The sequence below is a fragment of the Ideonella sp. B508-1 genome (assembly GCF_000333615.1).
GTDB lineage: Bacteria > Pseudomonadota > Gammaproteobacteria > Burkholderiales > Burkholderiaceae_C > Ideonella.
On sequence record NZ_BADL01000245.1, the window covers coordinates 1 to 13,904 of the forward strand.

Genomic DNA, 13,904 nt, shown 5'->3' on the forward strand with positions numbered 1-13,904 from the left:
TGACCCGACTGGATCTGCCAGGTGCTGGTCCTGCCACTGGTAAACTCGGCCAAGACCCTGCCATCAACCGCCAGCTCCCTGGAGAGGCTCCGGACTTCCCAACGCCCGCCCCCCCAATTGGACCTGAACCCCAACACCCCCTCGCCTGCCACGGCTCCTCGCACTGCTCGCAATTACAAGGATCTTCACGCATTAATTCTCACAACCCACCTGCATCTCGTCCAACCCCACCTTCCAATGACGCGAGCCTTCGACGCTCAGAGTATCCGGACACCCCAGGCTTGCCACTCCCTATGTCGACGAATACCTCGTCCACATGATGTCATCGGCGCACACGATCGCCATCTGGGACGTACGCACTGCCAGGATATGCAACATGTAACTGATGCCACGCACCGTGTAGATCAACGCCGGCGAGCGGGGATCGTCATCCAGCTTGTGGCGCAGCCGGGACACCAGCAGATCGATGCTGCGGTCCAGCTGCTGGACGCCCTGGCCGCGGGCCATGTCCAGCAGCTGCTGACGGTTGAGGGTGCTGCGCGGGTGTTCCAGAAAGGCCTGCAGCAGCGCGCACTCCGCCTCGGACAGCGGCACCTGCAGCCCGGTGGGGGCCACCAGCGTGCGGCTGTCGGGTTCCAGTTCCCAGTCCCCGAAGCGCACCGCCGAGGCCGAGGGGACGGCCGTGGGGCGGGCGCGGCGCAGCAGGGCATGCACCCGGGCCCTCAGCTCACCGGGGTGGAAGGGCTTGTCCAGCACGGCATCGGCGCCCAGTTCCAGGGCCACGGCCCGGTCTGCTGCGTGGCTGGCGGTCAGCAGTACCAAGACCGGGGGGGCGCCACCGTTGTCTCGCAGCAGCCGCAGCTGGGTCCAGGGGTCGGGCCCACGGCGCAGGCGGGTTTCCGGCGACACGACCAACAGGTCGAAGCCTTTGCGCCCGCAGGTGGCAACGCTGGTGACGTCATCGCTCACTTCGATTTGGTGCCCCCGCTGCGACAGCGTGCGGGAGATGGTCTCCTGCGCCTCAAGGTCGGTGTCGACCACCAGGATGCGGGCGGGGCGCTGGGGCGAAGGGGTGTAGTCGGACTTCATGAACCAAGCTCGGGAAAACCTGGAAACGAAGCCTAAGGCCTGCCCTGGGGCCTTGCCGAGGGATCTGGGGACATGTACAGCCCCGTTTTACCCTGCCTTTACATTGCGATACCTGAGTGGGGACTGGCGAAGCAATGACCAGTCGCTCACCGGGTGGGCCTGCCCCGTGTCAACATAAGCGGCTGATCTCCCTTTGCGGCCCTTCCTCCACGCCCTGCCTGCCATGTCCTCCGGCCTGATCCACATCCGCGGCGCCCGCCAGCACAACCTCAAGAACCTGGACCTGGACATCCGCACCGGCGAGATGACAGTGGTCACCGGTCCCAGCGGCTCGGGCAAATCCAGCCTGGTCTTCGACACCCTTTACGCCGAGGGCCAGCGGCGTTACGTCGAGACCTTCTCGGCCTACGCCCGCCAGTTCCTGGACCGCATGGACCGGCCGGCCGTGGACAAGGTCGAGGGTGTGCCCCCGGCCATCGCCATCGACCAGACCAACCCGGTGCGCACCAGCCGCTCCACGGTGGGCACGATGACCGAGCTGAACGACCACCTGAAGCTGCTGTTCGCCCGGGCCGCCCAGCTGTTCGACCGCCAGACCGCGCTGCCGGTGCGGCACGACAACCCCGACACCATCTACGAAGACCTGCAGGCCCGTGCCGCAGCCGCGGGCGACCCGAGGTTGGTGCTCACTTTTCCGGTAGAGCTGCCCGCCAACACCACCGCCGAGCAGCTGGAACAGTGGCTGGCGGCCAGTGGCTTCAGCCGGGTGCAGGCCGAGCGCGTGGCGGGTGACAAGAAGCTGCTCGACGTGGTGGCCGACCGCCTGCGCCTGGGCAACGCCGAACGCGCCCGGGTGATGGAGGCCATCGAGCTGTCGCTCAAGCGTGGCCAGGGCCGCTTGACCGTCTACGCCCTGCAGGACGAGGGTGAGCCTTCACTCTGGAAGTACAGCACCGGCCTGCACTGCCCGGAAAGCGATTTGCGCTACAGCGAGCCCCAGCCGGCCCTGTTCAGCTTCAACTCGGCCTACGGCGCCTGCGAGACCTGCCGCGGCTTCGGCCGGGTGATCGGGGTGGATTTCGGCCTGGTCATCCCGGACGAGAAGAAGACCCTGCGCAACGGCGCCATCAAGCCGATGCAGACCCCGGCCTGGAAGGAATGCCAGGACGATCTGGTGAAGTACGCGGGCGACGCCGGCATCCCGCGCGACACCGCCTGGAACCAGCTGACCCCGGCCCAGCGCGAGTGGGTGATCGAGGGCTCGCCGAACTGGAACGGCAACTGGAACAAGCAGTGGTACGGGGTGCGCCGCTTCTTCGAGTACCTGGAGAGCAAGTCCTACAAGATGCACATCCGGGTGCTCTTGTCCAAGTACCGCAGCTACACCCCCTGCACCGTCTGCGGCGGCGCCCGGCTCAAGCTGGAGGCCCTGCTCTGGCGCGTGGGCTCCCAGGCCGACGCCGATGCGGTGCTGGCGCCGGAAAAGCGCTTCCTGCCCCAGGGCGTGGGCTGGACGCGTGCGCAGCTGGAGGCCCTGCCGGGCCTGTCCCTGCACGACCTGATGCTGCTGCCGCTGGAGCGCCTGCGCCGCTTCTTTGACCAGCTGACCCTGCCGGACGCGCTGCGTGACGAGGCCTTCAAGCTGTTGCTGGAAGAGGTGCAGCACCGCCTGAAGTACCTGTGCGACGTGGGCCTGGGCTACCTGACCCTGGACCGCCAGAGCCGCACGCTCAGTGGCGGCGAGGTGCAGCGCATCAACCTGACGACTGCGCTGGGCACCTCGCTGGTCAACACCCTGTTCGTGCTGGACGAGCCCTCCATCGGCCTGCACCCGCGCGACATGAACCGCATCGTCCAGGCCATGCAGCGCCTGCGCGACGCGGGCAACACCCTGGTGGTGGTGGAGCACGACCCGGCGGTGATGCTGGCGGCCGACCGCCTGATCGACATGGGCCCCGGCCCGGGCGAGAAGGGCGGGCAGATCGTCTTCGACGGCGCGCCGGAGCAGGCCCGCGAGGCCGACACCCTGACCGGTGCCTACCTGGGGGCGCGCAAGTCGGTGGGCATGGGCTTCCGACGCTTTGTCGAGCCCGGTACGCCGCGGCTCATCCTGGAAGGCGCGCGGCAGAACAACCTGAAGAACCTCTCGGTCGAGTTCCCGCTGCAGCGGCTCACCGTGGTCACCGGCGTGTCCGGCTCGGGCAAGAGCACCCTGGTGCAGGACGTGCTGGTGCCGGCCCTGAACCGCCACTTCGGCCACGCCACCGAGACCCCGGGCCTGCACGACCGTCTGCTGGGTGCCGACCTGCTGGCCGACGTGGCCTTCGTGGACCAGTCGCCCATCGGCAAGACGGCACGGTCCAACCCCGCCAGCTATGTCGGCGCCTTCGACGAGATCCGCAAGCTCTTCGCGGTGGCCCCCCTGGCGCAGGAGCGCAAGTACACCGCCGGCATGTTCAGCTTCAATGCCGGCGACGGACGCTGCCCGACCTGCGGCGGCTCGGGCTTCGAGCATGTGGAGATGCAGTTCCTCTCCGATGTCTACCTGCGCTGCCCCGACTGCGATGGCAGCCGCTACCGCGCCGAGATCCTGGACGTGAAGATCGAGCGGGCCGGCCGCAGCCTGTCCATCGCCGACACGCTGGAGCTGACCGTCAGCGAGGCGGTGCAGTGCTTTGCGGCCGACCGCGAGGTGGTGGCCAAGCTGCAGCCCATCGTGGACGTGGGCCTGGACTATGTGCGCCTGGGCCAGCCGGTGCCCACGCTCTCGGGCGGCGAAGCCCAGCGCCTGAAGCTGGCCGGCTTCCTGGCCGAGGCCGCGGGCCGGCCGCGCCAGCCGGTGGCCAAGAAGGGCACGCTCTTCGTCTTCGATGAGCCGACCACCGGCCTGCACTTCGACGACATTGCCAAGCTGATGCGCGCGCTGCGCAAGCTGCTGGACGCCGGCCACTCGCTGCTGGTGATCGAGCACAACCTGGACGTGATCCGCGCGGCCGACTGGCTGATCGACCTGGGCCCCGAAGGTGGCGACGCCGGGGGCGAGGTGGTGGCCGTGGGCACGCCGGAGGACCTGCGCGGCCACCCCACGTCCCACACCGGCGCGGCCCTGCGTGAATACGATGGCGCCCTGCATGCGGGCGAGAAGACCGCTGCCGACAGCGGCAGCTACCTGGGCCGGGTGGTGCGCGAAAAGCGCGCCGAGGACGAGGCCATCCGCATCATCAACGCCCGCGAGCACAACCTGAAGGCGCTCAACGTCGACATCCCGCGGGGCAAGTTCAGCGTCATCACCGGCGTGTCCGGCTCGGGCAAGAGCACGCTGGCCTTCGACATCCTCTTCAACGAAGGTCAGCGCCGCTACCTCGAATCGCTCAACGCCTACGCCCGCTCCATCGTGCAGCCGGCTGGCCGGCCGGAGGTGGATGCGGTCTGGGGCATCCCGCCGACGGTGGCCATCGAGCAGCGCCTCTCGCGCGGCGGGCGCAAGTCCACCGTGGCCACCACCACCGAGGTCTGGCACTTCCTGCGCCTTTTGTGGGTCAAGCTGGGTCTGCAGCACTGCGTGCATGACGGCGCCCCGGTGATGCCGCAGACGGCCGAGAGCATCGCCGCCCAGCTGCTGCGCGACCACAAGGGCCAGCACATCGGCCTGCTGGCGCCGCTGGTGGTCAACCGCAAGGGCGTCTACACCGACCTGGCCAAGTGGGCCAAGGCGCGCGGCCACACCCACCTGCGGGTCGATGGCGAGTTCCTGCCGGTGGATCCCTGGCCGCGGCTGGACCGCTTCAAGGAGCACACCCTGGAGTTGCCGGTGGGCGACCTGGTGGTGAGCCCGGAGAACGAGGCCGAGCTGCGCCGCCTGCTGGCCCAGGCCCTGGACGTGGGCAAGGGCGTGCTGCACCTGCTGGCGCCGCTGGACGGCCTCGCCCAGGCGCTGGCCGACGGCGATTCCACGCTGGCCATCGGCAGCGTCAAGGTCTTCTCGACCAAGCGGGCCTGCCCGGTTTGCGGCACCAGCTACCCCGAGCTGGACCCGCGCATGTTCAGCTACAACAGCAAGCATGGCTGGTGCACCAGCTGCGTGGGCACCGGCCTGGCGCTCACCCGCGAGCAGCGCAAGGCCTTTGACGACAGCGTGCGCGACGAGGACAACCGCGGCCGCGAGCAGAGCTTCCCCAGCGAGGAGCCCGAGGTTGAAGGCCTGGCCGGCGAGGCCTGCCCGGACTGCCATGGCGCCCGCCTGAACCCGATGTCGCGCGCGGTCAGCTTCCAGGGTGAGGGCATCCACGCCGTCGCCCAGTGGTCGGTCACCCAGACCCGGGCCTGGATCGAGGGCCTGAGCGCGGGCAGCGCGATGAGCGCCCGCGAGCTGGGCATCGCCCGCGACGTCATCACCGAGATCCAGGGCCGTTTGGCCTTCCTCGAAGAAGTGGGCCTGGGCTACCTGACGCTGGACCGCGCTGCGCCCACCTTGTCAGGTGGCGAGGCCCAGCGCATCCGTCTGGCCGCGCAGCTGGGCAGCAGCCTGCAGGGCGTCTGCTACGTGCTGGACGAACCGACCATCGGCCTGCACCCGCGCGACAACGGCATCCTGCTCAACGCGCTGCACCAGCTGGGCCAGAACGGCAATACCCTGGTGGTGGTGGAGCACGACGAGGACACCATCCGCCGGGCCGACCACATCATCGACATCGGCCCCGGCGCCGGCAGGCGCGGCGGTCGGCTGATCGCCCAGGGCACGGCGGCCGAGCTGGCGCTGCAGCCCGATTCGGTGACCGGCCGCTGCCTGGCCCATCCGCTGGTCCACCCGCTGCAGGCACGGCGCGAGGTGACCCGGGCCACCCCGGCGCTGGAGCTGCGCGGCGCCCGCCTGCACAACCTGCAGCAGGTGGATGTGGATGTGCCGCTGGGCCGGCTGGTGGCGGTCACCGGCGTCTCCGGCTCCGGCAAATCCACGCTGGCGCGCGACGTGCTGCTGGCCAATGTGGCCGCGCTGGTGGCGGCCAAGGGCCGCAAGAACGACGAGGCCGCGGCCCAGTCCGTCATCCTGCAGGGCTGCCAGAGCCTGAGCGGCTGGGGCGGTGTGGACCGGGTGCTGGAGGTCGACCAGACGCCGATCGGCAAGACACCGCGCTCCTGCCCGGCCACCTACATCGGCTTCTGGGATGCGATCCGCAAGCTCTTCACCGAGACGCTGGAGGCCAAGGCACGGGGCTATGCCGCGGCCCGCTTCTCTTTCAACACCGGCCAGGGCCGCTGCCCGGCCTGTGAGGGCCAGGGCATGCGCACCATCGAGATGAGCTTCCTGCCCGATGTGAAGGTGCCCTGCGATGTCTGCCACGGCCAGCGCTTCAACACCGAGACGCTGGCGGTGACCTGGCGCGGCAAGAGCATCGGCGACGTGCTGAAGATGGAGGTGGACGAGGCGGTGGAATTCTTCGCCAGCATGCCGTCCATCGCCCATCCGCTGCAACTGCTCAAGGACGTGGGCCTGGGCTACTTGACCCTGGGCCAACCCAGTCCCACCCTCTCGGGCGGCGAGGCCCAGCGCATCAAGCTGGTGACCGAGCTGACCAAGGTGCGCGACGAGGTGGGCCGGCGCGGCCAGAAGGCGCCCCACACCCTTTATGTGCTGGACGAGCCGACGGTGGGCTTGCACATGGCGGACGTGGAGCGTCTGATCCGCGTGCTGCACCGCCTGGTGGACGGCGGCCATTCGGTGGTGGTGATCGAGCACGACCTGGACGTGATCGCCGAGGCCGACTGGGTGCTGGACCTGGGGCCCGAGGGCGGCACCGGCGGCGGCCGGGTGGTCTGTGCCGGCGCGCCGGAGGCCCTGGTGGCCGCCGGCACACACACCGGCCATGCCCTGCAACCGGTGCTGGCGCGGCGCTGAACCGGCGGCGGCCGGGTGATCCCGGCCTCAAGCTGGCGGCTGGGCTGCCGATGTCAGGAAATCGATCCGATTTCCAGGGCCGCCCCCTGTACCTGTCCACCCTGCCATGCGCGTCTGCTCCCTCGCCTCCGTCCAGAACTGCATCGAGCTCGGCCAGCCGCTGCAGTTCAGCGTGCGCGACGAGGGTCACCTGCTGCTCTTGGCCAAGGGGCAGGTGATTGCCGATCAGCGCCAGCTGGAGGATCTGTTCCAGCGCGGCGCCCTGGTGGAGGTCGATGAACTCGCGGGCCTGCTGCCCGCGGCCCGTCGGCCGCCGCCCCCGCGGGCTGCGCGTCTGCCTCGGGCCTGGGAGGACTGCGGGCAGAAGATGCGCGAGGTGTTCGCCACCGAGACCCCGGCCCTGGCCGGGGCCATCGAGGAGGCCACGGACCAGCTTCTGGCCTTGATCCAGACCGCGCCCGACGTGGCCCTGGCCCAGGTGGTGCGTCAGTCCAGCGGCGGGGGCGGTCACTATGGGGTGCGCCATTCCATCCATGCGGCCACGGCCAGTCAGGCCGCCGCGCGGTACCTGGGCTGGAGCGATGTCGACCAGCGTCGTGCCTTCCAGGCCGCGCTGACGATGAACATCGCGATGGTCGATCTGCAGGCACGGCTGGCCACGCAGGTCTCGCCGCTGACCGCGCGCCAACGCGAGGCCATTCACGATCACCCCCTCCGCGGCGCCCAGATGTTGGCCGAGGCGGGCATCCAGGACGAGGCGTGGCTGCAGGCGATCCGCCTGCACCACGAACTGCCCGACGGATCCGGCTACCCCTGCGGCACGTCCGAGAGCAGTGAACTGGCCGAAATGCTGCGCTTTGCCGATGTCTACACCGCCCGTCTGAGCGACCGGGCCGATCGCCCGGCGATCAGCGCCCGCCAGGCGGGACGGGAACTGCACCAGATGGGGCAGACCAGCCCGCTGGCGGGGGCCCTGATCAAGGCCTTCGGCATCTTTCCGCCAGGCAGCGTGGTGCGCCTGGTCAGCGGCGAGATGGGCATCGTGGTGCGCAACGGCGAAAAGGCCTATCACCCGCACGTCGCCATCCTGACCACCTCGGCGGGAGAGCCCCGTCAGTCGCCCAGGCTGGCCGACACCTCGCGCGACAGCCACGCGGTGTCGGCCCTGTTGCCCGCGCATGCCATGCCGATGCGGATCAGCGAGGACATGATCGCCGGACTGATCGTCGGGGCCTGAGCCGCTCCCGGAAAAAAGCCCGCCGAGTGGCGGGCTTTTGCTGCGGTCGCGAGGCGACTCAGGGGGTCGGGGTGGCCACCACGTAGCTCTCGGTCACGCCGACGTTGTCGGTGCTGGAGCGGTCCGGACCGATGGCGCCCGCCCCCATGCCGCGCTTGGCGAAGGCGGTGGCCCAGATCATGAAATCGGCGTCGTCGGTGGCATCGGCCACCGACAGAATGGCGTCGCGTGCCTCCAGCATGGTCGGCGCGTTGGGCGTCATCTTCAGGCCGGCGATGATGTAGTCCTGCACCTTGCTGCGGGCCTGCTTGAAGGTGTAGCGACCGTCCTGCAGGAAGCCGGCATAGGCCTCCCACAGCACATTGGCCCAGATTTCGCCAGTGTTGTGCACCTCGGCGTTGCTGGCGCCATCCTGACCGAAGGCCAGCGGAGCGGTCGTGGGCAGTGGCACGCCGTTCTGGATGTGCTTGAAGGTCAGCGGGTTCTTCGCAAAGTCAGTCGAGTAGGGCGCACGGCGGATGCCGAAATAGGCCTCACCGGTCACGTAGCTGCCCACCGAGTAGGCGCCATTCCAGGTCAGGTTGGTCTTGACCTGGGTGTCGTTCTGGCGCACCTGCAGCAGCATGGTGTTGAAGTCACTCCAGCCTTCACCCATGCCCTTGCCCTGGTTGCTCGACAGGCCGCTGCCATTGCCGACCAGGCGGTTGCTCACGTAGTGGAAGAACTCGTGGGCGATGATGCCTTCGTCGATGGTGCCGTCCAGGTCATGGGCCGGCTGGGTCCGCTGCATGTGGACAGTCACCGGGGTCGGCGAGGCCTTGATGGCGTTGCCGTCGTCCAGTGTGATCATCATCGCGGGGATGTTGACCACCGTGACGTCGTCACCGGCCATGCCGATGGGCGAGCCAGTCACGTTGTTCACGATCACGGCACCGATGGCGCCAGCGTCTTCGGCCATCTTGGCCTTGGAGACGAAGCTGCAGTTGCCCCGGTCGATCAGGGCGATCTTGCCAGTCAGCGCAGCACTGTTGATGAGGGGGGTGCAGGCGTCGGTGGTCGGGGCGGTGCCATCGTCCACCAGTTGCAGTGTGCCGGTCAGGTCGAAGCCCTGGGGGCCGAAGGCGGCGGTGCCGTAGGTGAGCTTGCCGGCCAGCGATGCGGGATCCACCACCTGGAATTCGCCCGTGCTCAGGCCGTCGAAGAGGTACATCTGCATGCGCGGCGAGCCACCGTCGGCGGGGGTCGACATGTTCGCGTTGTTGCGGCCCGAGAAGTCCTGCCCCTCGGCCAGGATCGGGTCACCCTCGACGCCGCCGCGGCCGTAGTTGCTCACCTGGGCGTTGCCAGCGGCTTCGTTGAAGCCGTGGTCGTACCAGAAGTCATGCAGCCAGTTGTTCATGTAGAACAGATTGACCACGGCCGCGTTCTGGGCCGATGTGGTGCTCGGGTCCACATCGCCTTGCAGCGGGTAGTCGAAGGTGTTGGCAGCCGTCGTCCTGGCGATCAGGTCGCCCCGTCTGGGCGAATAGCCATTGGGGGCCGCCAGGTCGAGGTAGGCCTTGACGTTGTTACCCGAGGTGGAGATGGCGCGATTGGCCAGCCAAGGGTCCTGGGTCGAGATCTCGCTGCTGGCCGACTGGGTGATCAGGCGCGAGGGAACGTCCCTGCGTGGGACCGACTTGGTGTAGTCGAACTTCCTGAAAGGCTCCGTGTCGTTGCCCAGAGGCGAGTCGTAGGGCACGCCGTACTTGTCGGCCAGCATGCGGTAGGTGTAAGGCGTGGCGGTTTCGAACGTGGTCAGGTTCTTGCGGAACAGCACACTGCCGTCCTCGGCCGACACCACGTAGCCATAGTCGAGCTGACGGGCGCCATCCCGGGTGGCGGCGGAGAGCTCGATGTAGTAACCCGGGACGACCTTGCCGTTGAGCGCGTACAGCACCGGCTTGACGCGCGGGTCGGCTTCCAGCTGCAGATCACCCTGGCCGGCTGGACGGGCCCAGGTGCGATAGGCGCCCTGGGTGGCACCCGCGGTGAAGTTGCCGCTGACCTTGCCGCCCAGATTGGCGAAGGCCTTGACGATGGCCTGGGGCGCGCTCAGAGCGTACTTGGCGGTTGCCAGGCTGGAGGCGTCGGCCTGCGAGGCGAAGTAGCCGGCAATGGCCACCAGGCGCTGTTGGCGGTCCATCAGCACGCTGATGTCGCGATTGAACACCTCGACACCGCCGACGTGCTGGCGAAAGCGCTGGATCACTGGGCCGTTGCCGTTGTCCTGGTGATCAAACAGTTGCGCATCGTTGATGGCGCTCTGCGACAGGCCCAGGGCCGTGGCGTGGCGCGCCAGGAAGTGGCGTGCGGTGGCTTCGTGCAGGGCCTGGCCGGTCAGGCTGCTGCGCAGCGTGGAGTTGTTGTTGCCCTTCTTGGCCCACAGGAAGGTCAGGCCCAGGCGGCTGTCGTACTGGCTGCGGAAGCCGAAGCGGGACACCTGGGTGTCCGCGGTCTGGCGCAGCGATGCGGGTACCGACTGGCGGGTCTGCAGAACCGCATCGAAGTCGGGCAGATCACCCGACTTGAATTGGGCAGACAGGGGGGAGGCTGCCGGTGCGGCCAGGCTGCCGGCAGCCCACAGTGCAGCGATGGTTCCCAGGACAAAGTGACGCATGGTTCGGAACTTCCATATAGGAGCACTGCGCGACCACCCGGTGGGGGGCGCGCTGGTCACACCGCTGTCGTGCCCTGGTCCGGGCGCGACAGCGAACGAAGGGTTCCGATTCTCAAGGTTGCGCTTTGTTTCTGGATGGTGAATGCACCTTCGGATTAGGGGTGATCAATCCCCGACGCGCCAGCGCCGCCAACGCCAAGCCAGCAGGCCCAGGATGATCGATCCATACAGCCCGACCTCGGCGAAGTCGTTCTTGCCCGCCTTGACCCAGAAGAAGTGCAGCAAGGCAGCCAGGGCGATGCCGTAGACCGTCTTGTGCAGGTCCTGCCAGCGGCGCCCCCCCATGGCGCGGATGGCGGCGTTGAAGGAGGTGGCCGCCAGCGGCAGCATGGCCAGCCAGGCGGCCGTGCCCACCAGGATGAAGGGCCGCTTGGCCACGTCATGGACCAGGGCGGACCCGTTCAGCCCCTGGTCCAGCCAGGCGTAGGCCAGCCAGTGCAGGGTGCCGTACAGGAAGGTGACCACCCCCAGGCTTCTGCGCCACCGCGCCAGGGCATGCCAGCCGGTCCAGGTGCGCAGCGGGGTGACCAGCAGGGTCAGGCACAAGAGACGCAGGGTCCAGTCCCCCAGCCCCCGGATCAGCGCTTCGGCAGGGTTGGGGCCCAGGGCGTCATGGAAGCCACGCCAGAGCAGCGATGCGGCAGGCAGGGCGAGCAGCAGCCACAGCACCGGCTTGGCCGCCGGGTGCAACAACCAGCGCTGCACCATCAATAGAACTTCTTCAGGTCCATGCCGGCGTAGAGCGCGCCCACCTGGGCCTCGTAGCCGTTGAACATCAGCGTCGGGCGCTTGCGGGCGAACAGACCGTCCTCGCCGATGCGGCGCTCGGTGGCCTGGCTCCAGCGCGGGTGGTCCACATGGGGGTTCACGTTGGAGAAGAAGCCGTATTCCTCCGGGGCCGCGCGGGTCCAGCTGCTGACGGGCTGCTGTTCGACCAGGCGGATCTTCACCAGGCTCTTGGCGCTCTTGAAGCCGTACTTCCAGGGCACCACCAGGCGCACGGGTGCACCGTTCTGCTTGGGCAGCACCTCGCCGTAGAGACCCATGGCCAGCAGGGTCAGCGGGTGCATGGCCTCGTCCATGCGCAGGCCCTCACGGTAAGGCCAGTCCAGCACGCCCGAGCGCAGGCCGGGCATCTGCGCCGGGTTGGCCTGTGACACGAACTCCACGTACTTGGCATTGCCGGTGGGCTCGACCTGCCGCAGCAGCTGGGACAGCGAGTAGCCGATCCAGGGGATCACCATGGACCAGCCTTCCACGCAGCGCAGGCGGTAGATGCGCTCCTCCAGCGGCGCCAGCTTGAGCAGGTCCTCGATGCCGAAGGTGCGCGGCTTCTGCACCGCACCCCCGATCGTCACCGTCCAGGGGCGGGTCTGCAGGCTGTCGGCCAGGCGGCCGGGGTCGCTCTTGTCCGTGCCGAACTCGTAGAAGTTGTTGTAGTGGGTGAGATCGTCGTAGGAGGTGGGCTTGTCCATGACGACAGCGCCCGCGACGCCGGAGCGGCCGGCTGCCAGCTTGGGCAGCTTGCCCGGGCCCGTCAGGGTCTGGGCTCCGGCGCTCAGGGGGGACAGACCCGCCAGGCCCATGCCTGCCGCGGCCGCGGCCTGCATCCACTGGCGGCGGCTTTGCCAGAGATCCCGGGGGGTGATCTCCGAGGCAACAGGGTGCTGGAAACCGCGGTCTTTCAAGGGGTGCATGGTGAATCCTCGTGATGGGCGGCAGGGCCGCCGTGGCAGGGCTTCTCCATGAGTCGCGCCCGCCGCCCGAACCTTACGATCGGACGGGGTGGGACAAGTTCACCCGAGGTGCTGCCGCAGGAAGGCCAGCGTGCGCTCCATGGCCAGCGCGGCGGCCTGGGCGTCATAGCGGTTGCTGGGCTCGCGCTGCGGGTCTACCTGGGTCTCGTTGGCGAAGGCGTGCATCGCCTCGTAGGTGTGGAAATGCGTGGACACGCCGGCATCCTTGAGCTTGGCTTCCAGCGCGGGCACGGTGGTCACCGGGAAAAAGCCGTCCTGGGTGGCGAAGTGGCCCATCACCGCGGCGCGGATCTTGGAGGCATCGATGTACTCCAGCGGCGGGAAGCCGTACCAGGCCACCGCGGCCGCCAGTTCCGGCGAGAAGCAGGCCGACAGCAGGGTGAGCGCCCCGCCCATGCAATAGCCCGTCACACCCAGCTTGGCGCTGCCGCTGGCCTGCAGGTGCAGCACGGCGCCCCGGATGTCCTGGCTGGCCGCGTCGGCGAAATCCAGGCCGTTCATCAGGTGCGCGGCCTCTTCGGCTTCCACCGTCGACTGGCCCCGGTAGAGGTCGGGCACCAGCACACGGTAGCCTGCGCGGGCATAGCCCTCGGCCACTCCCTTGATCTGATCGTTCAGCCCCCACCATTCCTGGATCACCACCAGCCCGGGTGCACCCTGGGGTTGGGCCGGTTCTACCAGCCAGCCCTGGGCGGCCTTGCCGTCGGGGCGTTTGAACTCGATCATCTGGCTCATCACACGGTCTCCTGTCTCACGTGTCAGTGCGGTTTCACAAGGTGCCGTAGGAGTGCAGGCCCGAGAGGAACATGTTGACGCCCAGGAAGGCGAAGGTGGTGACCACCAGCCCGCTCAGCGCCCACCAGGCCGATGCCACGCCACGCAGGCCCTTCATCAGGCGCATGTGCAGCCAGGCCGCGTAGTTCAACCACACGATCAAGGCCCAGGTCTCCTTCGGGTCCCAGCTCCAGTAGCCGCCCCAGGCCTCGGCCGCCCAGAAGGCGCCCAGCACGGTGGCGATCGTGAAGAAGGCAAAGCCCACGGCGATCGCTTTGTACATGACATCGTCCATCACGGTCAGCGTGGGGGTTCTCGCGTTGATCGGACGCCGCAGGGACACCATCAGCGCGAAGAACAGTGCGGTGCCGCCGATCAGGCGAACGGCCTTCCAGGCGGCGTCCACGGGGCATTGCGGGGCGCTGGCCAGGG

Annotated in this window: 8 protein-coding genes; 2 read left to right on the forward strand and 6 right to left on the reverse strand. The window is 68.4% G+C overall.

Annotated elements, in window-relative coordinates; all coding sequences use genetic code 11:
* Nucleotides 1-291 precede the first annotated feature (291 nt).
* Nucleotides 292-1,089 (reverse strand): winged helix-turn-helix domain-containing protein, encoded by a 798-nt coding sequence (locus I73_RS27230; protein WP_022980480.1) that lies wholly within the window; start codon nucleotides 1,087-1,089, stop codon nucleotides 292-294.
* A gap of 223 nt (nucleotides 1,090-1,312) precedes the next feature.
* Between I73_RS27230 and uvrA the strand changes: the two genes are divergently transcribed.
* Both uvrA and I73_RS27235 read left to right on the forward strand, forming a co-directional pair.
* A complete protein-coding gene (uvrA, locus tag I73_RS10050; protein WP_026096546.1) occupies nucleotides 1,313-6,985 on the forward strand; it encodes an excinuclease ABC subunit UvrA in 5,673 nt (1,890 codons plus the stop codon).
* 106 nt (nucleotides 6,986-7,091) lie between these two features.
* Nucleotides 7,092-8,222, forward strand: a complete 1,131-nt coding sequence (locus I73_RS27235) for an HD-GYP domain-containing protein (protein ID WP_022980482.1) — start codon at nucleotides 7,092-7,094, stop codon at nucleotides 8,220-8,222.
* Between the two features lie 58 nt (nucleotides 8,223-8,280).
* On the opposite strand, the gene I73_RS27240 is transcribed toward I73_RS27235, so the two are convergent.
* From I73_RS27240 to ccsA, 5 genes are all read right to left on the reverse strand, one after another.
* On the reverse strand, nucleotides 8,281-10,881 hold the full coding sequence (locus I73_RS27240) for a M36 family metallopeptidase (protein WP_022980483.1): 2,601 nt from the start codon (nucleotides 10,879-10,881) through the stop codon (nucleotides 8,281-8,283).
* Between the two features lie 165 nt (nucleotides 10,882-11,046).
* Complete coding sequence (locus I73_RS10065) at nucleotides 11,047-11,649, reverse strand: sulfite oxidase heme-binding subunit YedZ (protein WP_022980484.1); 603 nt, start codon at nucleotides 11,647-11,649, stop codon at nucleotides 11,047-11,049.
* Entirely contained in the window at nucleotides 11,649-12,638 is a 990-nt protein-coding gene (gene msrP / locus I73_RS10070) for a protein-methionine-sulfoxide reductase catalytic subunit MsrP (protein ID WP_022980485.1), read from the reverse strand. Before msrP ends, I73_RS10065 begins: the two co-directional genes overlap by 1 nt.
* A 99-nt stretch (nucleotides 12,639-12,737) precedes the next feature.
* A complete protein-coding gene (locus I73_RS10075) occupies nucleotides 12,738-13,424 on the reverse strand; it encodes a dienelactone hydrolase family protein (RefSeq protein ID WP_026096548.1) in 687 nt (228 codons plus the stop codon).
* Between the two features lie 43 nt (nucleotides 13,425-13,467).
* The coding region (gene ccsA / locus I73_RS10080; protein ID WP_026096549.1) for a cytochrome c biogenesis protein CcsA at nucleotides 13,468-13,904 on the reverse strand (437 nt) is incomplete at its 5' end.

Bases quoted from the DNA above. Each gene is read 5' to 3' on its own strand.
- msrP (WP_022980485.1), bottom strand. From the start codon at position 12,638: ATGCACCCCTTGAAAGACCGCGGTTTCCAGCACCCTGTTGCCTCGGAG.
- I73_RS10065 (WP_022980484.1), bottom strand. From the start codon at position 11,649: ATGGTGCAGCGCTGGTTGTTGCACCCGGCGGCCAAGCCGGTGCTGTGG.
- I73_RS27240 (WP_022980483.1), bottom strand. From the start codon at position 10,881: ATGCGTCACTTTGTCCTGGGAACCATCGCTGCACTGTGGGCTGCCGGC.
- I73_RS27230 (WP_022980480.1), bottom strand. From the start codon at position 1,089: ATGAAGTCCGACTACACCCCTTCGCCCCAGCGCCCCGCCCGCATCCTG.
- uvrA (WP_026096546.1), top strand. From the start codon at position 1,313: ATGTCCTCCGGCCTGATCCACATCCGCGGCGCCCGCCAGCACAACCTC.
- I73_RS10075 (WP_026096548.1), bottom strand. From the start codon at position 13,424: ATGATCGAGTTCAAACGCCCCGACGGCAAGGCCGCCCAGGGCTGGCTG.
- I73_RS27235 (WP_022980482.1), top strand. From the start codon at position 7,092: ATGCGCGTCTGCTCCCTCGCCTCCGTCCAGAACTGCATCGAGCTCGGC.